14 protein-coding genes are annotated in these 21,161 nt (G+C 71.6%); 9 read left to right on the top strand and 5 right to left on the bottom strand.

Annotation, left to right across the window (positions count from 1 at the left end; translation table 11 throughout):
- Positions 1–27: 27 nt before the first annotated feature.
- Both GPA04_RS20005 and GPA04_RS20000 read right to left on the bottom strand, forming a co-directional pair.
- On the bottom strand, positions 28–921 hold the full coding sequence (locus tag GPA04_RS20005; RefSeq protein WP_156225991.1) for an SH3 domain-containing protein: 894 nt from the start codon (positions 919–921) through the stop codon (positions 28–30).
- 53 nt (positions 922–974) lie between these two features.
- Complete coding sequence (locus GPA04_RS20000; protein WP_162458675.1) at positions 975–1,436, bottom strand: SRPBCC family protein; 462 nt, start codon at positions 1,434–1,436, stop codon at positions 975–977.
- A 127-nt stretch (positions 1,437–1,563) separates the two neighbouring features.
- On the opposite strand from GPA04_RS20000, the gene GPA04_RS19995 reads away from it, so the two are divergent.
- From GPA04_RS19995 to GPA04_RS19970, 6 genes are all read left to right on the top strand, one after another.
- Entirely contained in the window at positions 1,564–2,310 is a 747-nt protein-coding gene (locus GPA04_RS19995; RefSeq protein ID WP_156225989.1) for an SOS response-associated peptidase, read from the top strand.
- A gap of 81 nt (positions 2,311–2,391) precedes the next feature.
- Positions 2,392–3,705, top strand: a complete 1,314-nt coding sequence (locus GPA04_RS19990; protein ID WP_241680944.1) for a sensor histidine kinase — start codon at positions 2,392–2,394, stop codon at positions 3,703–3,705.
- Positions 3,702–4,409, top strand: a complete 708-nt coding sequence (locus tag GPA04_RS19985; RefSeq protein WP_156225988.1) for a response regulator — start codon at positions 3,702–3,704, stop codon at positions 4,407–4,409. Before GPA04_RS19990 ends, GPA04_RS19985 begins: the two co-directional genes overlap by 4 nt.
- Before the next feature lie 271 nt (positions 4,410–4,680).
- Positions 4,681–5,466, top strand: a complete 786-nt coding sequence (locus GPA04_RS19980; RefSeq protein WP_156225987.1) for an ABC transporter ATP-binding protein — start codon at positions 4,681–4,683, stop codon at positions 5,464–5,466.
- Positions 5,466–8,042, top strand: coding sequence for an ABC transporter permease (locus GPA04_RS19975; protein WP_156225986.1), 2,577 nt, complete (start codon positions 5,466–5,468; stop codon positions 8,040–8,042). Before GPA04_RS19980 ends, GPA04_RS19975 begins: the two co-directional genes overlap by 1 nt.
- A 172-nt stretch (positions 8,043–8,214) precedes the next feature.
- A complete protein-coding gene (locus GPA04_RS19970; protein WP_156225985.1) occupies positions 8,215–11,580 on the top strand; it encodes an FtsK/SpoIIIE domain-containing protein in 3,366 nt (1,121 codons plus the stop codon).
- Here GPA04_RS19970 and GPA04_RS19965 read toward each other — a convergent pair.
- Positions 11,475–11,936 (bottom strand): hypothetical protein, encoded by a 462-nt coding sequence (locus GPA04_RS19965; protein ID WP_156225984.1) that lies wholly within the window; start codon positions 11,934–11,936, stop codon positions 11,475–11,477. The genes GPA04_RS19970 and GPA04_RS19965 overlap by 106 nt on opposite strands.
- Before the next feature lie 284 nt (positions 11,937–12,220).
- Between GPA04_RS19965 and GPA04_RS19960 the strand changes: the two genes are divergently transcribed.
- Positions 12,221–12,469: a WhiB family transcriptional regulator gene (locus tag GPA04_RS19960; RefSeq protein ID WP_156225983.1), complete on the top strand. Its 249-nt coding sequence runs from the start codon at positions 12,221–12,223 to the stop codon at positions 12,467–12,469.
- Positions 12,470–12,616: 147 nt separating this feature from the next.
- On the opposite strand, the gene GPA04_RS19955 is transcribed toward GPA04_RS19960, so the two are convergent.
- Positions 12,617–14,074, bottom strand: coding sequence for a sensor histidine kinase (locus tag GPA04_RS19955; protein ID WP_156226071.1), 1,458 nt, complete (start codon positions 14,072–14,074; stop codon positions 12,617–12,619).
- Positions 14,075–14,124: 50 nt separating this feature from the next.
- Between GPA04_RS19955 and GPA04_RS19950 the strand changes: the two genes are divergently transcribed.
- Entirely contained in the window at positions 14,125–14,628 is a 504-nt protein-coding gene (locus GPA04_RS19950) for a DUF2505 domain-containing protein (RefSeq protein ID WP_156225982.1), read from the top strand.
- An 83-nt stretch (positions 14,629–14,711) separates the two neighbouring features.
- Here GPA04_RS19950 and GPA04_RS19945 read toward each other — a convergent pair whose 3' ends face one another.
- Positions 14,712–19,301 carry a DUF7927 domain-containing protein gene (locus GPA04_RS19945; RefSeq protein WP_156225981.1) on the bottom strand — a complete coding sequence of 1,530 codons (4,590 nt, stop codon included), beginning with the start codon at positions 19,299–19,301 and terminating at the stop codon, positions 14,712–14,714.
- A 468-nt stretch (positions 19,302–19,769) separates the two neighbouring features.
- Here GPA04_RS19945 and GPA04_RS19940 point away from each other — a divergent pair, with 468 nt between their 5' ends.
- Positions 19,770–20,804: a LacI family DNA-binding transcriptional regulator gene (locus GPA04_RS19940; protein ID WP_241680943.1), complete on the top strand. Its 1,035-nt coding sequence runs from the start codon at positions 19,770–19,772 to the stop codon at positions 20,802–20,804.
- Positions 20,805–21,161 lie beyond the last annotated feature (357 nt).

Below are 21,161 nucleotides of genomic sequence, written 5' to 3'. Positions count from 1 at the left end.
GCCGTCGGGACGGCACCGCTCCTGACGTCAGCCGGTGCTCACGTGCACATGGTCGTCGTGGTTCGCCGTGGGGCTGCCACGGTCGGCCATGTACTCCCAGGCGCCGGCGGCGCTCCCGGCCGTCCACATCTGCTGCTCGTAGATCAGGTAGGTGATGCCGAGCTCACCGGCGTGCGCCTGCAGGTAGCGGGCGATCTGCCAGCCCGCGGCGCCGCTCACCATGATGTCGAGGGCGTGGCCGGAGCCGTGGTCACCGCCGTCACCGGGGCGGTAGCCGCCGTAGGACGAGGCCACGCCGGGGAACGCCGCGCACACCGCGCGGTAGGTCGCCGCGGCGTTCGCCGCCAGCGACGACTCGATGCCTGCGCTGGTCCCGCAGGCCGCGCTGGAGACGCCCTGATCAGCGGGCTCCTCGGGCTCCTCGGCGACCGGCTCCTCCTCCGCGAGGTAGTCCGAGGCCACCCAGGCCGCCGCGCCGTCCCAGATCACCTGGGTCCAGCCGTCGGCGCTCTCGCCGGTGACGTCGACCTGGTCGGCCCACGCGAGCGTGGTGAGCTGCTCGTGCTCCACCGATGGCCCCGACCGCACGTTGACGGCGGCGGTCACCCACAGCTGCCCCGTCACCGCAGGCAGCGGCTCGGCCAGATTCGTCCCGACGGCGGAGAGCGGCACGGGTGCGCCGCTCGGCTCGCGCATCTCGGACCGTTGCGCGGCGACCTCGCTGCGTCCCTCGAGAACCACACCGTCGGTGCCGTCGAACGTCATCGGGAGCTCCGCCGTCGGGTCGCTCGGGGTGGCCTGGCCACCCGGCACCGCACCGGCGAGGCCGACGAGCGCGAGAGCGCCGACGGCTGCGGCACCGAGCGTCCGGGACCACGGCGACCGCCGGGTCGCGGCGGCACGGCGACGGCCTGCTGGCACGGGGCTCCTTCACGGTGGATCGGGCGGGAAGTCGAGCCATCGTAACGAAATCGTTATCGAGTGTCAGATCCCGTGACGTGGGTCACGAGCCCGCGCTCCCCCGCCCGCATCACGCGGGCGTGTGCCCAGGCCGCCGGCCCCGCGACGACCGGTCCCAGCACGCGCAGCAGACCTCGCGCGGGCGCCACGTGCCAACGGATCGTGGCCACGCAGCCGGCGTCGTCAGCCTCGACCGTCCAGCTCCCCACGCCCACGAGGTCGCCCACGACGCGCGCGCGGGCGCGATGCGGCGGGTCCGTCTCAAGGATCTCGACCCCGAACGCGAGCCGGTAGCCGAGCGGGCTGCGCACCACCACGTGGATGCGCTCGCCCTCCCCACCCGGTCCCGGCGGCCGCACCACCGTGGTCGAGGCCATCCCCGGCCACCACCGCGGCCAGTCCCCGACCCGCTCGACGGCGTCCCACACCGTTCCCGGGGCGGCCGGGAGGTGCCAGGTGGAGGTGAGCCGATACATGGCGTCAGTCTCCCGGGCTCGGCAGGCATAGACAGCGCCATCCTCACTCAGCTCGAGAGGGGCTGACCTCTTAGGGCGGCCCGTCGCAGCCCCGACTGTTGTCGGTCCCTGGTGCGAGGATGGGCACATGTGCGGCCGCTACGCCTCGTTCAAGGAGTCACAGGACCTCGCGGACGCGTTCGACGTCGAGGACATGACCGAGGCAGCGCGCAACGTGCTGGCCAGCTGGAACGTGGCGCCGACCGATGGCGCGCGGATCGTCGTCGACCGGGCACCGAAGCTCGATGGCGACGCCGCCGAGGAGGAGTCAGCGGTGCGCCGCGAGATGCACCTGGCGCGCTGGGGCCTGGTGCCGCCCTGGGCGAAGGACATCTCGGTCGGGGCGCGGATGTTCAACGCCCGCAGCGAGACCCTCGCCGAGAAGCCGGCGTTCAAGAAGGCAGCCGCCACCAAGCGGTGCCTGGTCCTCGCCGATGGCTACTACGAGTGGCAGAAGGTCACCGCCCCCGGTGAGACCAAGCCGGCCAAGGTGCCGCACTACATCCACCCCACCGATGGCGCGCCGATCTCGTTCGCCGGCCTGTACTCGTGGTGGCGCGACCCGAGCAAGGCCGACGACGACCCCGACCGCTGGCTGCTCTCCACCACGATCGTCACGGCGCCCGCGCGCGACGGGCTCGAGACCATCCACGACCGCGAGCCCGCCATGCTCACCCGCGATGTCGCCGAGTCCTGGCTCGACCCCACGGTCACCGATCTCGAGGCTGTGCTCGCGATGCTGGCCGAACCCGCGCCCGAGCTGTCCTGGTACGAGGTGGGCCGCGCCGTCGGAAACGTCCGCAACAACGGTCCGGAGCTGATGCAGCCGGTCTGAGCCCGGTCCACCGCAGGTCTGACACCCCACTCGTCCCGCAGCGGGACGCCTTCGCCTGCTGCGGTCCCTAGGCTGATCGGCGTGACCGCCCCGCCGACCGAGCACGCGCCACCGCCGGACGGCGGCGCTCCGCAGCCTTCGGCCGGCGACATCTGGCTCGCGATCGCGCTCGCTGCCTCGTTCGGGCTGCTCCCCATCGCCTACGGCGGCATCGCCATGGCCGGCGGGCTCGTCCTCGCGCTCGCGACGTTGTTCGGCATGGTGCAGCTGGTGGCGCTGATCTGGCGGCGCTCCCATCCGCAGCGCACCGCGATCGTGGTGGCCGCAGGGGCGGTGGCTCACTTCGCGCTCGGGCAGTTCCTGCAGCCCTCCGACGTCGCCGTGCTCGTCGCGCTGTACTCGGTGACGGCGTTCCGGCGTTCCGGCAAGAGCCGCACCTGGGTGCTCGTCGCCACGGCCGGCGCCGTGATGGTCGGCGCGGCGTTCGCGCTGACGGACTGGGTCGGTGTGGGCCCGGCGATCGCGACCGGGCTGTTCTTCTTCACCGGCTGCGCGGCGCTCGCGCTCACCGCCTGGGCGCTGGGCCTGATGCGTCGTGCCCGCTACCTGCAGCAGGAGTCCCTCGCCGAGCGGGCCGCTCGTCTGGAGCGTGAACGCGACCAGCTCGCCCAGATCGCGACCCAGGCCGAACGCACCCGCATCGCCCGCGAGATGCACGACATCGTCGCCCACTCCCTCTCGGTCGTGATCGCGCAGGCCGACGGCGGTCGGTACGCCGCGAAGTCCTCTCCCGAGGCCGCCGAGCGGGCCCTCCTCACGATCTCCGAGACCGGCCGCGCGGCACTGGCGGACATGCGACGCATCCTCGGCGTGCTCAGGACGGACGCCGCCGACAGCGCCGAGCTCGTTCCGCAGCCCGCCGACACCGACGTGGCCGCGCTGGTGGCGTCGATGAAGAGCACGCTGCCGGTGTCGCTGATCGAGATGGGCACGCCCCGGCCGCTGCCACCGGGAACCGGGGCGACCATCTACCGGATCGCCCAGGAGTCCCTCACCAACATCCTCAAGCACGGTGGCCCCGACGTGAAGGCGACCGTGCTCATGCACTGGGCGCCCCAGCACGTGGTGCTCCAGGTCGACGACGACGGTCGCGGCGCCGCCGCCACCTCCGACGGCGCCGGCCACGGGGTCCTCGGCATGCGTGAGCGCGCCGCCATGCTCGGCGGCACGCTCTCGGCCGGCCCTCGCGCCGGCGGCGGCTACCGGGTCCGCGCCGAGATCCCGGTACCCGGCGGGCAGGCGAGGCCGCCGGACCCCGGTGGCTGGCCGCCGTCAGGGCCTCCGCCCGCCCCGCCCACCACGCCAGCCCCACCGATCGAGGACAGAACCCCATGACCGAGCTGCCCGAGCTGCCCGAGGCCACCACCGACACCCCGATCCGCGTCGCGCTGGTCGACGACCAACAGCTCGTCCGGGCCGGGTTCGCGCTGGTGATCAACTCCCAGCCCGACATGCAGGTGATCATCGAGGCGGGCGACGGCGCCCAGGCGCTGCGGCTGCTGGGAAGCCACCCGGTCGACGTCGTGCTCATGGACGTGCGCATGCCCACGATGGACGGGCTCGCTGCCACCGCCGCACTCACCGACCCCGCCGGCGGCGACGGCCCGAAGGTGATCATCCTGACCACGTTCGACCTCGACGAGTACGTGCTGCGCGCCATCAAGGCCGGCGCCTCCGGGTTCCTGCTGAAGGACACCCCGCCCGAGGACATGCTGGCCGCGATCCGCACGGTGCACCACGGCGAGGCGGTGATCGCGCCGTCCTCGACCAAGCGCCTGATCGGACACCTGGCGAGCGTGCTGCCGGACGCCGAGCGCACTCCCCCCGCAGTCCTCGATGCCCTCACCGAGCGCGAGCGCGAGGTGCTGGTGCTGATGGCGCGCGGTCGCTCGAACACCGAGATCGCCTCCGACCTGTTCGTGGCCGAGGCGACCGTGAAGACCCACGTCGGGCGCGTGCTGTCCAAGCTGGGGGCCCGCGACCGGGTGCAGGCGGTCGTCGTCGCCTACGAGACCGGGCTGGTCAGCCCCGGATCCTGACGCCGCACCGGTGAGCGCCGTATCGCGGCGTCGCGCATCGCCGCATCTGGTGGATTCTCGGTCTACCCGGTGGACCGCTGCGACCCCAAAGCGCTTTCCGGGTGTGGGGTGCCCGAGGGTGGGGTGGTGCGCCGGGTGTAGGTGACGCCGGAGGCGGGCGGTGCCAGCGGTGAGGAGGACGTCGGGGGTGGGAGGTCCACCTACGGGATGACGGCAGGACCCGACCGGAGCGCGACGCGGCGGCACCGGTCACGTCCGTAGCGTCGTCACCATGACGCAGACCTTGCCCACACCAGCCCCTGACCACAGCGCCCGCAGCGCCGTCCGCGCCGTCGGACTCACCAAGATCTACGGCCGCGGAGACGTGGCCGTGCACGCCCTCGACGGCGTCGACGTGACCTTCGCAGCGGGTGAGTTCACCGCGATCATGGGGCCTTCCGGTTCCGGCAAGTCGACGCTGATGCACCTCCTCGCGGGCCTCGACACCGCGACCGCCGGGCAGGCGTGGCTGGGCGGCACCGAGCTGACCTCGCTCAACGACGACCAGCTGACGGTGCTGCGCCGCGAGCGCGTCGGGTTCGTGTTCCAGTCCTTCAACCTGCTGCCAATGTTCACGGCGGAGCAGAACATCGGGCTCCCCTCCCAGCTGTCCGGCGCGAAGCTGGACCAGGAGTGGAATGACACCCTGATCACCACCCTCGGGCTGGCCGACCGGCTCTCGCACAAGCCGCACGAGCTCTCAGGCGGGCAGCAGCAGCGTGTCGCGATCGCGCGCGCGCTCTCGACCAAGCCCGACGTCGTGTTCGCCGACGAGCCGACCGGCAACCTCGACTCCCGCTCCGGCACCGAGGTGCTCTCGTTCCTGCGCCGCTCGGTGCGTGAGCTCGGGCAGACCGTCGTCATGGTGACCCACGACCCGGCTGCCGCGGCGTACGCGGACCGGGTCGTGCTGCTCGCCGACGGCCGCATCGCCGGGTCGATCTCCGACCCCACCCCGGAGAGCGTGCTCGCCGGTCTCGACGCCCTGCGTCAGCCTGCTGCGACGGTGGTCGGCTGATGCTGCGCGCCACCCTCGACCAGATGCGAGCCTCGGCGGGCAGACTCGCCGCCGCCGGCATCGCGATCCTGCTGGGCACCGCGTTCGTCGCGGCCAGCCTGCTGGCCTCGGCCACGATGCGCCAGGCCACGCACGATGCGTTCACCGCGTCCTACGCCGACGCCGATCTCGTCGTCAGCGCCGACGCCGACCCGCTGACCTCGGCCGTCGTCGAGGACATCCGGGGCGTCGACGGCGTCCACGCCGCCGACCTCCAGACCTACTTCGGCCTGGACATCACCGGGGCGGGAGCGACCGAGTGGGTCTCGATCTCGCCCACCCCGAGCGATCCCAGCCTGCAGGTGGGCGAGCTCGCCGAGGGCCGACAGGCCACGGCTCCAGGCGAGATCGTGCTGTCCTCCGACGTCGCGGAGCGACTCCAGGTCTCCGTCGGTGACACGGTCCAGACGTCCTGGACGCCGTGGGACCCGGACGCGGAGAGCGCGGGCGACCCGCAGGTCGAGTCCTTGCAGGTGGTCGGTCTGATCGCGAGCACCGAGAACTTCTTCATGTCCGGATCCGGTGGGCAGATCCCGGCCGACCAGCTCGAGGAGTGGCGGGTCGCGCAGAACGGCAGCGACGAGTTCTGGGGCTCCGTGTTGCTCGCGCTCGCCGACGATGCCGACCCGGCCGCGGTTCGCACCGCCGTCGAGGGCCTCTCGACGGTCGCCGGTGCTGCCGTCCAGACGGTTCCCGAGATCGCCGAGCAGCGCACCGCTGAGCAGACCGGCTCCGACGTGACGTTCCTCGTGGTGATGCTGGCGTTCGCCGCCGTGGCGCTGTCGGTGGCCGGCCTGGTGATCACCAACACCTTCCAGGTGCTGGTGGCACAGCGCACCCGCACGCTCGCGCTGCTGCGCTGCGTGGGTGCCAGCCGCGGCCAGATCCGCAACTCGGTGCTCGGCGAGGCCGCGCTGCTCGGACTCGTCGCCTCGACGGCGGGACTCGCGCTGGGCGCCGGGGTGGTGCTCATCGGGGTCAGGGTGGTCGACAGCTTCTTCCCCAGCTCGACGCTCGGCAGCGCCGTGCCGTTCAGCTGGACCGTGCCCGTGGTGACGGTCGGCGTCGGCATCGTGGTGACGTTGCTCTCGGCACTGGTACCGGCGCGGATGGCCACGCGGGTCGCCCCGGTCGCCGCGCTGCGGCCCGTGGAGGGCCCCTCGGACGAGCGCGCCGGCCGCGGTCGACTCGTGCTCGCGATCAGCGCGACCGTGATCGGCGCCCTGATGCTGGCCGGTGGCGTGACACTCTCGCTCAGCCTCAGCGGGACCGACGCCGCGGACGCCGGCATGCTCGGCGGTCTCGCGCTCGGCGTCCTGGGTGGCCTGATCTCGCTGTCCGGGCTGCTCATCGGCTCGGTGTTCCTGATGCCGAAGCTGCTCCCGGCGCTGGGCCGGCTCGCCGGCCGCGGCATCCCCGCGCGGATCGCCACGGCGAACGCCGTGCGCAACCCGCGCCGCACCGCCGCGACCACGAACGCCCTGGTCATCGGTGTCGCCCTCGTGGTGATGATGTCCACCGGCGCGTTCTCGGCCCGCCAGACCCTGCTCACCCAGCTCGACGAGCAGTTCCCGGTCGACGTGGCAGTCGGCGTCAACGACCGTTCGCAGTCGGTGACGCCCGCCCAGGTCGAGACCGTCGCGGACACCGAGGGCATCGCCTCGCACGTGACGCTGCGCACCTCGGACGGCACGCTCGACGCCTCCGACGGCTCGATCGGGGTCCGGGTGACGTCGTTCGCCGAGGGCGACCCCGCATCGGTGCTGCGCTCGGACGTGCTCGACGGCCTCGAGGACGGCGTCCTGCTGCTGGGCTCGGCCCAGGGGCTGACCATCCCCGACGGCGAGATGCTCACCCTGACCGGGAACGACGGCGGCTCGATCCAGCTGCGCGTGGTGCGTGCCGATGTCGGGAGCTACACGGCCATCGTCACGCCGGCCGCGCACGAGGCGATCGCACCGGACGCCCCGATCACCACGGTCTGGGCTCAGCTGGAGGACGGGTCCGACCCGATCGGCGTCATTGCCGCCGTGCAGGAAGGGCTCAACGAGATCTCGGCCAGCGACCCGGAGGCAGCCGTGCTCGAGGTGGGTGGCGCCGCCGTCGAGCGTGCCGCGTTCAGCCAGGTGATCGACACGCTGCTGGCCGTGGTGCTGGGTCTGCTCGGCGTCGCGGTGGTCATCGCGCTGGTCGGGGTCGCGAACACGTTGTCGCTGTCGGTGCTGGAGCGCCGTCGCGAGAACGCCACCCTGCGCGCGATCGGCCTCACGCGAGGTCAGCTTCGCGGCATGCTCGCCGTCGAGGGCGTGCTGATCGCCGCGGTGGGCGCCCTGGTGGGCGTGGTGGCCGGTCTGCTCTACGGCTGGGCGGGTGCGGCGGTCGTGCTCGGAGGCTTCGGAGCCGTCGAGCTCGGGGTCCCGTGGCCGCAGCTGGGAGCGGTGGCGGTCATCGCCCTGGTGGCGGGACTGCTCGCCTCGGTGCTGCCGGCACGATCCGCCGTCCGGCAGTCGCCGGTGGCAGCACTGGCCACCGACTGACCCCACCCCCGGTTTCAACGCGATTCCGTCCACCCACCGGTTTCAACACGATTCCGTCCACCCACCGGTTTCAACACGATTCTGTCCACCCATCAGGTGAACGGAATCGTGTTGAAACCGGTTGTCCACAGGGGCTCAGCGCGGCGGGGTCCTCCCCCGGCAGCATGACGGCGTGAGCCGCGCAGGAACCCGGTACCACCTGGCCGTCGTCGGCGGGCCCGACGTCGGCTGGGTGGCGCCGTTGCCCGATGACCGGGAGGTCGTGATCGGCCGGGGCGAGGGTGCCGACCTCGTCCTGGCCGATGCTCGTCTGTCCCGTCGCCACCTCGCGGTCCGTGACCGCCGCGGGCGGCTGACCGCGCGCGCCCTCCCCGGCGGAAGCGCGAGCGCGCGGCTGGCGCGGCGCACCCGCGCCGGCCGCACCCGGCTGGGCCGGCGGCTTCGCCTCGGTGCCCGTAGCCGGGACCTGCGTCCGGGCTCCCAGATCGCGCTCGGTCGCAGCGTCGTGGAGATCCGTGACCACCCGGGCCTCGCGGCCCGCCCGCCCCAGGTGGACCTCTCCGACGGCCTCGGGATGCGGCTGCTCGTCCCGCTCGGCATGTCCGCCACGGTGCTCCCGCTCGCGCTCAGCAGCAGCGCCACCAGCCCGTGGCGCACCGTCACCTGGCTGATCCTGCCCCTCGTGCTCGTCGCCTCGGTGCTGTGGCCGTGGTTGCGCGAGCGCGCCAGCCGCCGGCGTCGCCGCGACCTGCCCGACGACGACCCGCCCCAGCCACCCGACCCGGCCGGTCTGCTCGCCGTCGCCGATCACCCGGGCACCGGGCCGCGACCTGACTGGGACGTCGGCACCGAGCCGCACCGCCGCCGACGGCGGCCCCGCACCCTCCCGCCGCCCTCACCCGGTCAGGGGCTGGCTCTGGTCGGTGCTCCCGAGGCGTGCCGGTCGATGGCGCGCTGGGTGGTGTGCCAGGCCGTGCACCGCGCACGGCCCGAGGATCTCGCGCTCGTGGTGCCGCCGGGCTGGGACTGGGCGCAGGACCTGCCGCATGCCGGCACGGTGCCGGCCACCGCGTCGTTGCGCGTGGTCGAGGCGACCGAGGGTCGCGGTGCCACGACGACGCCGGCGAGCGACGCCGTCGGGATCGTGCTGGCCAGCTCGCTGGCCGAGGTACCGAGCTGGTGCACCACCGTGATCGAGGTCGAGCCGGAGCACGATCGGCAGGTCTCGGTCGCGTGGGCGCACGAGGTGGCCTCAGCGGTGTCGCGTGCGAGCGCCGCAGCAGGCGGGTTGCCGGCGTCGGTGCCGCTGGCCGAGCTCGTGGGCGAGCCCACCGCAGCCGAGGTCGTGGCGCGCTGGCGACGTCCCGCCACGGGTCTGACCGTGCCGCTGGGCAGAGGCGCCGAGGGGCCGCTGTGGCTCGACCTCGCCGAGGCCGGTCCGCACGCCCTGGTCGCCGGCACCACCGGCTCGGGCAAGTCGGAGCTGCTGACCACATGGGTGCTCGGGCTCGCGCTCGGGTACGCCCCGTGCGAGCTGCACGTGCTGCTCGTCGACTACAAGGGCGGCGCGACGTTCGGCGCGCTCGCCGCGCTGCCCCACGTCGTCGACGTGCTCACCGATCTCGACACCGGGACCACCGCCCGTGCGCTGGCGAGCCTGCGCGCCGAGCTGGTGCGGCGCGAGCGGGTCCTCGCGGAGGCGGGTGCGCGCTCGCTGGCCGAGCTCTCCGAGGGTCGGCTGCCGCGGCTGCTGGTGATCGTGGACGAGTTCCGCACCCTCGCCGACTCCCATCCCGAGCACCTCGACGCGCTGGTGCGGCTCGCCGCGCAGGGGCGCTCGCTGGGGGTCCACCTGGTGCTCGCGACCCAGCGACCCGGTGGCGCCGTGACCGCCGACATGCGCGCGAACATCTCCGTGCGGCTGTGCCTGCGGGTGCTGGAGCCGACCGATTGCCACGACGTCCTCGGGGACGACTCGGCGGCGCGGCTGCCCGCGATCCCGGGCCGGGCGGTCATCCGGACGGACGTCACGACCACTCTCCAGGTGGCGTGGCCGGGCACGCTCGACGACGGCGTGGCCCGGTTGGTCTCGACCCTGGCGGCGGCGAGCGCGGCGGCTCGTGCGATCGATCCCGACCTGGTGCGGGTGACGCCGCCGTGGGCACCCGCGCTGCCGAGCTCGGTGCGGACGAGCGAGCTGCCGGAGGTGCGCGAGGACGCGCTCCCGCTGCTGCTGGTCGACCGGCCCGAGGAGCAACGGACCTCCTCGGCGCACGTCGAGATCGGCGACACCCTGCTCGTCAGCGGACCCTCGCGCAGCGGCCGCACCACCGCCGCACGCACGATCGCGGTCGAGGCGATGCGGCGGGGCATCGTCACGCACGTGGTCGCGCCCGACCGGCTGCTCCCCGATGACGCGCCGGCCCGCGGCACCGCGTGCGCGCCGGAGGACGCGCGCCGCGTCCACCTGCTGCTGCGAGCGCTGGAGCAGCCGCGCCGCGTCCGGGAGCTGCTGGTCGTCGACGACGTCGACGCGATGTGCCGGGCGCTGGACGCGGCGCTGCCGTTCGGGTCCGGCGGGGAGGCGATGCTCGAGCTGCTCCGCTCGGCGCACCGCCGGGGTCTCGGCATCGTGCTGACCTCCGCGCCGCCGGCCGCGCGTTGGGCCGCCGCGACACGGCGCCATCTCGTGCTGGCACCGCGCGACGTCGGTGACGCGCTGGTGGCCGGGGTGCCGCGGGATCTCGTCGACCTGGGCGCGCCACCGGGGCGCGGGGTGCTGCTCGACGGCGGTTCGGCGCTGGTCGGGCAGGTCGCCGAGGCGGTGCCGCACGGGCCGTGGCAGCCGCCCACGCAGGTGCCGCTGCGGATCGAACCGCTGCCGACGGTCGTGGCGCTGGACCCCGACCTCGGCACCGACTCCGGAGGCGTCCGCCTGCTCCTCGGCCTGGGAGGTGAGGACGCCGGACCGGTCACCGCGACGCTGCGCGAGGGCGGGACGTTCCTGGTGCTGGGTGGCTCGCGCACCGGGCGCACCACCACGCTGCGGATGCTCGCCGCGCGGCTGCGCGCGGCGGGGCGAACGGTGTGGACCGAGCCGGCCGCGGTGGGCACGCATCCGCGCGGTGTGCTCGTCGTCGACGACGTGGACCGGCGCTCACCGGCTGCTGCAGCCGCCGCGGCCGAGGCCGCTGCGGGGGTCGCGCTCCTCGCCGCCGCGCGGCCCGAACCGCTGGGCGCCGCCTACCACGAGCTGGCGCGACGGCTGCGGGACCCGGACGCGGTGCTGGTGCTGGGGCAACCCGCCGGCACCACACCCTGGACGGGTGCGGACATCCGGCCGTTCGTCGACCCCGAGCAGCACCTCGGCCGCGGCGTGCTGGTCAGCGAGGGGTTGGCGACCGCGGTGCAGGTGGACCGCGGCGCTCCGGCTCAGAGAACGGGGCCGGAGGTCGACGAGGGACGGCTGGTCGCCGCCACCGACGCCGGCAGCAGCATGCCCACCCCGACGACGAGCGAGGCCAGCAACGTCGGGTAGACCGCCCACGGTGGGGCGATCCCGATCACGCTGACGGCGATCGCGGCCTGGATCAGCTGCCAGGTCAGTACCGGGCCGCGGCCCCAGCGGCGACCGAGCCAGAGCGCGTGGATCCCGAGGACCAGCAGCCCGACGAACAGCAGCATGAAGACCGCGAGCGCGACCGAGAGCGCAGCGCCCTCGAAGTCGGAGCGCACCATGTCCACGATCGACCACACCGCGGCGGCGATCAGCAGCAGGCCCTCGAGCCCGGCGACGACGAGCGCGACCAGCAGCGGCAGGTTGCGCCACGGGTCCTCGACGGGTGCCGGCACCGGCACACGCGCGGGCCCGTCGGCGGTACTGCGTTCGGTCACGCGCTCAGCCTACGACTGCGGCGCACCCGCCTCCGGACGGTGCCCGGCCGCCGTCGACCAGGCCGGCAGGATCAGAACCCGACGCGAAGTGCAACGTGAGAGAGGTCTCACCGAAACCCGACATCTGTTTGGTAACACCCCTTGTGCCCGGCCTGGGCGCGTGTGAAACTAGATATCGGTCAATTTTCGGGGCAACGGGACGACCACGCCCAACCGGTATCGCCGGAATCAGCGTAGTTCATTGTTCGTCCACGTACGCCCACGCTCGCTAGGAGGACTCATACATGGATTGGCGTCACAAGGCTGCCTGCCTGACCGAGGACCCGGAGCTGTTCTTCCCCATCGGGAACACCGGTCCGGCGCTCGTGCAGATCGAAGAGGCCAAGGCTGTCTGCCGTCGCTGCGACGTCGCTGACGCATGCCTGCGCTGGGCGATCGAGTCCGGTCAGGACTCAGGCGTCTGGGGCGGGATGTCCGAGGACGAGCGTCGTGCGCTCAAGCGTCGCACCGCTCGCGCCCGCCGCGCAGGCTGACACACAGCATTCCGAAAGCCGCCCTGTGCACCCCATTTCTTGGGTGCGCAGGGCGGCATTCTTTGTTCCCCTTTGAGGAATTGCGGCCAAACGTTCCTCGCCGCCATTTCCACGGCCCTGGGAACGGCGAAGCGCCTTGTCGGGCGGTTACGCCTGGTCGGCGACCTCACCCAGGCGGGTCTCCAGCTTGACCTCGGTGCCGCCGCCGCTGCGGCTGGCCCACTCGATCGAGCCGTCCAGGACCGTGTCCACCAGCGTGGTGACGATCTGCGTGCCGAGCCCGTCCATCGACGCGGGGTCGACGCCGACGCCGTCGTCGATGACCTGGACCGCCAGCGTGCGGCCCTCGCGCTGCGAGCGCACCGTGACCGTGCCTCCGGTCTTGCTCAGACCGTGCTCGACGGCGTTGGTCACCAGCTCGGTCAGGATCACGGCCAGCGAGGTGGCGTCGCTGGCCGGGACGCGGCCGAAGGTCCCCTCGCGCACGAACGTGACCGGGGGGCTGTCGACGGCGGCGACGTCGGCGGCCAGGCGCAGCGCGCGCCCGAAGACGTCGTCGAAGTCGACGATCTCGTCGATCGTCTGGGACAGCGCCTCGTGCACGGTCGCGATGGTCGCGACCCGCCGCATCGCGCCGTCCAGGGCCTCCCGGACCTCGCGCGAGGTGCTGCGCCGGGCCTGCAGCCTCAGCAGCGCCGCCACCGTCTGCAGGTTGTTCTTGACGCGGTGGTGGATCTCGCGGATCGTCGCGTCCTTGGTCATCAGCTCGCGCTCGCGCCGCCGCAGCTCGGAGACGTCACGGACCAGCAGCACCGCGCCCATACGGGTGCCGTGCTCGGTCACCGGCAGAGCGCGCAACGAGAGCGAGACCCCGCGCGACTCCAGGTCGGTGCGCCAGGCCGCCCGCCCCATCAGCACCAGCGGCATCGACTCGTCCACCGGGGCGGAGTCCTCGATCAGCGGCGTGATCACCTCGGCGAGCGAGCGACCGACGATCTCGTCGGAGACACCGAGCCGGTTGAACGCCGACAGAGCGTTCGGGCTGGCGTACAGGACCTCGCCCTCGCTGTTGAGGCGGATCAGGCCATCGCCCACGCGCGGGGCGCCGCGGCGCGGACCGGTCGCCGCGTTCGGCGCCGGGAACTCGCCGCGCGCGATCATCGCGCACAGCTCGTCGGCGGACTCGACGTAGTTGATCTCCAGCCGGCTGGGGGTGCGGCTGGCGCCCAGGTGCGTCTCGCGAGCGATGACGGCGATGGTGCGGCCCGCCCGGACGACCGGGATGGCCTCCTCGCGGATCGCGTAGGCGCCGGTCCACCGTGCCTCCCCGACACGCACCAGCTGCCGCGCGGTCAGCGCCTCGCGCAGCGTGGAGACGAACCCGCGGGGGGCCGCCTTCCCGACGATGTCCTCGTGGTGCACGGTCGCTGCGGTCGAGGGGCGGCACTGCGCGACCGCGACGAAGTCGTCGTCCTGGGTCGGCAGCCACAGCACCATGTCGGCAAACGCGAGGTCGGAGATGACCTGCCAGTCGCCGACGAGCAGGTGCAACCACTCGCTGTCGGCGCTGGAGAGGTTCCCCCGCGAGTCGATCAGATCGCTCATCGTGGACACGACGGATAGCGTAGGTGCGCCGCCGACCCTTGGAGAACGCGATGTCCCCGTTCAGCGCCCGTATCACCTACACCGCCCCCGCCAGCGAGGTCGCCGCGATGCTGGCCGACCCCGCCTACGTCGAACGCAAGGTGGCCGCGAGCAAGCCGGTGAGCTCCGCCGTCGACGTCCAAGGGGCTGCCGATGGTGCGTTCACGGTGACCACCCAGCGCGCCCTGGCCACCGACGACCTGCCGAGCGCGGTGCAGAACCTCATCGGCCGCACCATCGAGATCCGCCTGACCGAGGCGTGGGACGCCTCCGACGCCGATGGCTCCCGCAACGGGACCATCCAGCTCGAGGTACTCGGCAAGCCCGCGAGCGCGAGCGGCACCGTGAGGCTCGCCGCCGTCGGGCCGAGCGAGACCGTGCTGACCTACGAGGGCTCGGTCGAGGCCCGTGTGCCCCTCGTCGGCCGCAAGATCGAGCAGCAGGCCGTCCAGCAGGTGCAGAGCGTGCTGAACGTCGAGCAGGCGGTCGGGTCCGCCTGGCTCGCGGAGCACTGACCTAGCCTGCTTCACACCTCGCCAGACGCCTGTGTCCCGGGTACCTCTGCGGACAGAGGTACCCGGGACCAGCCGGGATGGCGTCAGGCGGTCATGACTGGCTGCTGCTTGCGGCGTGCCAGGCCCAGGAGCAAGGCCGCTCCCAGGAGGGTGAGGATGCCGCCGCCCAGAGCGAGGGTGATCATGCCCTCCGTCCCGGTGTTCGGCAGGGCCGTGCTCGCCGCGGAAGCCGTGCGGTGCTCGGTGGCGCAGTCCGGGTTGCCGTCGGCGGCCGGGACGCACAGCGCCCGGTCGTCGGGGCTGGTGACCTGGTTGTACAGGGTGGCGTCGGGCCGTTCGCCCACGGTCACCGAGTACGTGATGGTCACGACCTGATCCACCTCGAGGTCACCGGTCCAGGTCAGCTCGTTGCCGGCCCTGGCCACGTCGCCGGAGGTGGTGGCGGCGTCATCGTTCCAGTCTGCCGCACCCAGCACCCCGGACAGGTCGTCGACCACGACCGCGTCCTGCACGGCGGCGCTGCCGACGTGCTCGACCACCACCGTGTAGGTGACCACATCGCCTGCCACGACCTGAGACCCGGACTCGGGGTCGGAGGTCTTGGAGAAGACGTAGGCGCCGTTGAAGTGCTCGGTGGTGCACGCCTCGTCCTGACCCTCGGCCGGGATGCACTCCCCCGGAGTCGTCACGACGTTGACGAGGTGCCGGTCACCAGCAGCGGTGACCGTGACCGAGTAGGTCAACGTGACCTCCTCACCCAGCTCCAGCGGACCGGACCATGTCAGGGTCGGCTCCCCGTACGCCGCCTCACCGGCCGAAGCCGCGAGGTCGTCGTTCCAGGTCGCGTCGTCCAGCACGTCGGTCAGGTCGTCCTCGAGCGTGGCCTCCGCGACCGGCGCGACACCGATGTGGTTGACAGTCACGGTGTACTCGATGACATCGCCCACCTGCACCTCGGATCCCGAGACCGGGTCGGAGGTCTTCACGACCTCGTAGTCACCGACCTGGTGACTCGTGGTGCAGTCGGCGTTCTCGTCCGGTGCCGGGATGCATGCTCCCCGGTCGTCCTCGGTGGTGACCACGTTCATCAGCTGGTCATCACCCTCGCCGGCGGCGGTGACCGTCACCGTGTACGTCAGCGTGACCACCTCGCCCACGGCCAGGTCGCCGGACCAGGACAGGGTCGGCTCCGCGAAGGACACCTCACCCGCACTGGCGACGACATCGCCGTTCCAGGTCGCGTCGTCCAGCACCGCGGTCAGGTCGTCCGTGACGGACGCACCGGCCACAGCACCCTCGCCGACCTGCTCGACGAGAACGGTGTAGGTGATCACCTCACCGACCTGCACCGTCGAACCCGGTGCAGCCTCCGAGGTCTTCGAGAACTCGAAGTACCCGACCATGTGCTCGGTCGTGCACTCACCCTGGCATCCGGGCGACGTCACCACGTTCGTGATGTACGTGTCGCCGTCGGCCTGCAGACCAGGCACGTCCTTGACGTCCACCGAGTAGGTGATCGTGGCCACCTCTCCGACCGGGACCACGCCCTCCCATGAAAGGAGGCCGTCCTCGACACTCACCGTGCCGATGTCGGCGGTGACGTCGTCGTTGTAGACGGCGTCATCCAGGACTGCGGACAGGTCATCGGTGAACCAGGCGCCGGCCGGGACCGGACCCTGCTGGGTCACCAGCACCGTGTAGGTGATCGTGTCGCCCGGCTCCACGGTCGAGCCCGACTCGGGGTCCGAGGACTTCGCGACCACGTAGTCGGTGACCACCAGCGAGGCCGACGTGCGCATCACCAGGTCGGTGTGCTCGGCGCGAGCCTGTGCCTGGTTGACGTAGACGTCCTGCGGCTGGGCCCCGTCCGTGGTGATGACCACCTGGAAGGAGAACGACCCGCCGCTGATGAGCTCGCCGCCGATCACACGGATCGCCGTCGGGTTCTCAGGACGCTCGGTCGACCAGTTCACCGTGTTGCCCGTGATGTCGCCCGCGGTGCCGTTGGACGGATCCGCCGGGTCATCGCTCAGATCAGCCGGCGCGGCATCGGTGTAGTAGACCGTTCCGCCGTCGTTCAGAACGACCTCGTCGAGCGTGTAGCTGCCCGAGAAGGACGTCCCGCGCTGGTCACCGACGTACGGGAGGATGTCGATCGTGTCGGTGAACGCCTGCGGCTGCGGGTCGCGCGACTCGATCTCCACCGTCCACGAACCGGTGCCCACCCCGTCACCGTTCTGGTTCGGGATGAACTCCACATCCGCGGTCTTGAGGATCGTGGTGTAGCCGTTGGTGGCCGTCGTGACCGTCTCCGTGACCGGTGACGCCGAGTTGCCGCCGTAGGAGGACACCGCGGTGTTCGTCAGCTGCGTTCCCGCCGCCACGCTCGAGTCCGCGACCGCTTGGTACGTGAGCTCGTTCGGGGTGTTGGTGGGAACCCCGTCGAGTGTCCAGGTCAGCACCTGGCGTCCCTGGAGGTCAACCGTCACCACCGGCTCAGGAGACGCCGAACCGGGCTCGTACGTCATCCCCAGCGGCAACGTGTCCACGATCTCGTAGTCGTCCACCGTCTCCGGGATGATCCCGGAGCCGTTGGCCGAGTACGTCAGCGTGAAGTCCGCCGGCACACCAGGCGTCACAGTCGACGCTGCCGCCTCCTTGGTGATGTGCGGCACCGCCGTGGAGATGCGGACGATGTCCCGGCGTCCGTTGGTGTTCGGGTAGCGCGCGTCGGGCGTCGCGACCCTGGCGTCGGCCCGCTCCGGTCCGGTCCATGCGCCGTTCCACAGGGCAGAACCGAACATCCACACGTCCTGGCCGACCGGAACGTCGTCGTGGAGCTGGACGTAGGTACGCAGCTGCAGGCCGTCCCAACCTGACTCGGCATAGAAGGAGTGCGTATGCGTGAACCGCACCGCCTTGATCGTCGTCAGATCGGTCGGCCGTGTGGTGGTCCAGGAACCGTCCGCGATGCCGCAGTCGAACTGATCGGGGTTGTACTGCGGACTGCTCGGATCCACCAACGCGTTGGTGCCGACGTAGTACTCGAGCGCTGGCGGGTTCTCCACCTCGCCCGATGATCCCTCGCCGCTCTGGTCGAAGCCGACGATCTCCCCTAGCTGGCCCTCAGGCACCGGGACGTAGGTGACATACCTCGTGTCGAGGACCTGACAGTCCCCCCACATGCTGGTCGGGGCGGCGGCAAGCGGGCCGCCGACGACGTTGATGTACTGCATCAGCACGGTGCCGGGCGAGACGCGGTAGGTGTCATCCCAGTTGCTACCACCTGACCCGGTGAGGGCGCGGAACCAGGGCGCAGCCCAGCCGCCCGGCAAGACGTAGGTCTTGTTGGTGCTGTTGTTACCGCCGAGGTCGATGGACTGCAGACCTGTCGGCGACGTGTAGGTCGGGGCGTTCGTCGTCAGGGTGACCGACCCGGACTGAGCGGTGTATACGCGGAAGTACAGCGATCCGCTAGCCACGTAGTCCCAGTCCAGCGGCAGCGGGTTGCCGGTGCCGTTCACTGAGCTCGAGTCGTGGCTCGGCACGGTCGCCAGGTCGTAGTTGATGCCGCTCAGCGTCAGATTGAACACGCCGGGTGTGCCGGTCTCGGTCAGGATGCACTCGTCGACGAACGAGGTCTGCTGCTCCGCTGGGTAGCCGGGCAGCTCCGACCAGGGGTGGCCGTCAGCGCGCCCGTAGTCGAAAGGTGTGCAGCCGATGTTGGTCGGCTGGTCGTAGTGCGGTCCCGCGTCGACGTTGGCCCCGGTGTTCGAGACCACCTGGATCTGGTAGGTGACCTCGTCCGGGCCCGGATCCGAACCGACACCCAGGCGAAGCGACCACTCGAGGTCGAGGTCGACGTAGGTGGGGTCGGTCGCGTCGTCCCACCGGTAGCCGTTCGTGTTGCCGCCGTAGTGCATGTCCATCGCGAAGGTGTTCACGATCGGGATGCGCGGCAGTGCCACGGTCTCACCACCGGGGCTCGTGCCCTCCATCGAGATCTCCTCGCCGGTGATCCCGTTGGCGATCACCGCCGCCTGGAGGACCAGCGCGGTACCCGTGACCACAGGGCCGAAGTTGCAGGTCAGCGTCGTGCCGTCCTCGGAGATGCTCGAGGGCGTGGTGACATCGGTGACCAGGCAGATGTCCGGGATCTCGTCGAAGACGGCAGTGCCGAGCGTGAACGTCGCAGTGACGTCGTCGATCGGCTCGTTGCTCGGCGGGGTGTTGGCGTCGTTGACGTTGATCCGCCACTCAGCCACCACAGGGTTGCCGCGGGCGATCGTGGCGGGTGGGCTGACCCACGCGCCCTCGATCTCGTACACCGGTGCTGCAGCCAAGATCTGGACATCGCCAACGGCCTGCGGTGCGACGGCGGAGCTCGCCACCTCGGGCGTCTCCGAGCCAGACGACTCGTCCTGGCTTGTCGCCTGCTCCGTGGTGGTGTCGTCGCTCGACCCCGCCTCGTCGCCCGCCGGCGGCGTCGACTGCTCGCCATCCTCCTGGGCGTCCTCGGTGACAGTCTCGTCCGCGCCCTCTTCGGCGGTCTCGGCGGCCTCCGAGGTCTCGGAAATCTCGCCGGTCTCGGCAGCGTCGCCGGTCTCGGCAGCGTCGCCGGTCTCGGTCGTGGCGTCTTCGGAGACGGCTCCGAAGGCCAGCGGTGCTGTCATGACCGTCATGCTCGCCAGCAGGGCGAGCAGAACCGCGAAGACCATCGCGATCCGTGCCAGCGACGCGCTGGTGGTGGCGGTGGCCAGCCCGACAGATGTGCGCTGACCTGAGCCACTCCGTTCAGATCTCGCGCCCACGTTGTGAAGCCGCCCGAAAGGCGACCTCGACCCATTACCGATATTCATGCTTCCCCGCATTCATGGCACCACTGATGAGTCATACCGGTGGTGCTCCCCGAAGCGGGCCCCCCCGTCACAAGAAGTAGTACCACCAGGCCAGTCGCCTGCACTAGGGGCTCTGTTGACAAATTGCTGATCGCTGGCAAATACCCCGTATTCTTAGGGTGATTTCAGGGTGAGCGCAGGGTGATGAATGCGCATCGCGCCATTTCGGACAGTCCGACTCGCGCCGTCGCTGACGCACCCGACAGCACTAATGTTGCGCTGGACCGACGAGAGGGCAGTGGCGTGAACAAGCGTCGAAGCGCACCTACCCTCGAGGACGTCGCAGCCGAGGCCGACGTCTCCCGGGCCACGGTGTCGCGGGTCGTCAACGCCGACCCCCGGGTCTCCGCGAGCGCCCGCGAGCGCGTGCTGGCCGCGATCGAGGCGCTCGGGTACGCACCGAACCGGGCAGCCCGCTCGCTCGTGACGCGGCAGGCGGACTCGATCGCGGTCGTCATCCCCGAGTCCGACGCACGGGTCTTCTCCGACCCGTTCTTCGCCGGCACTCTGCACGGCATCGCCACAGCACTGTCCCGCACCGACCTCCAGATGGTGCTCGTGATGGGCCAACCCGACGACGGCGACGGCCGCCTGAGCAAGTACCTGCGCGGCGGCCACACCGATGGCGCGATCATCACCTCTCACCACCGGCGGGACGAGTTCTGGCGCACCGCGCAGGCAGCCGGACTGCCCATGGTGTTCCTGGGCCGCCCGTTCGCACCGATGGCGGGCATGCCCTACGTCGACGTGGACAACGTGCACGGAGCCGCGCTCGCGGTGAAGCACCTGGTGGAGCAGGGCCGTACCCGGATCGCCACGATCGCCGGACCCTCCGACATGGTCGCCGGTGCCGATCGGTTGACCGGCTGGCGCCGCGAGCTGCGTGCGGCGGGGCTGCCCGACGACGCCGTGGTGCACGGCGACTTCAGCGCGGCCGCCGGCGCTGCCGCGATGGCGGAGCTGCTGGCGAACCACCCGGACCTCGACGGCGTGTTCGTCGCCTCGGACGTGATGGCGGTCGCCGCGCTCGAGACGCTGCGCCGGCACGGGCGATCGGTCCCGGACGACGTCTCCGTCGTCGGGTTCGACAACACCGACGCGGCCGTCGAGGCGACACCGGCGCTGACGACCATCGTGAACCCGATCGTGCCGATGGCACGGCAGGCGGTGGGGCTGCTGCTCGGGCTGCTCGACGGCGACCAGGTGCCGGCCGCGGTGACGCTCTCGACCGAGCTCGTGGTCCGCTCCTCCAGCATCCCCGCCGACCGGCAGCACTGACCACCCTTCACCACCGCGCCGCTGCCTCGCCTGCCGGTGAGGTAGCGCCCACGTCCCGCAGGTGGCGGTGAGATAGCGCCCACCTCCGGCGCACGCCGGTGAGATAGGGCCCAAGCGCGAGCGCCACGTGGGCGGTAGGTCACCGCCGCTCCAGCTGGGTGGTCGCTGAGGCACCACCGCCTGCTTCCCGTGAGACAGCTGCCACTTCCCACAGGTGTCGGTGACTTAGCTGTTGCGTCTCATGAGGTTGGTGACGGGGGTGTGAGCGAGGGGTAGGTCCCGGCGGCAGGATGGAAGTACCTCTACGACCGTTCTGCTTGAAGGACCTACCCCTCGATGTCTCACGCTAACGCCCCG

It is taken from the genome of Pseudactinotalea suaedae (genome assembly GCF_009733815.1).
Lineage (GTDB): Bacteria > Actinomycetota > Actinomycetes > Actinomycetales > Beutenbergiaceae > Pseudactinotalea > Pseudactinotalea suaedae.
Note: the sequence above shows the minus strand (reverse complement) of the source record. Positions and strands in the feature narration are given on the sequence as shown.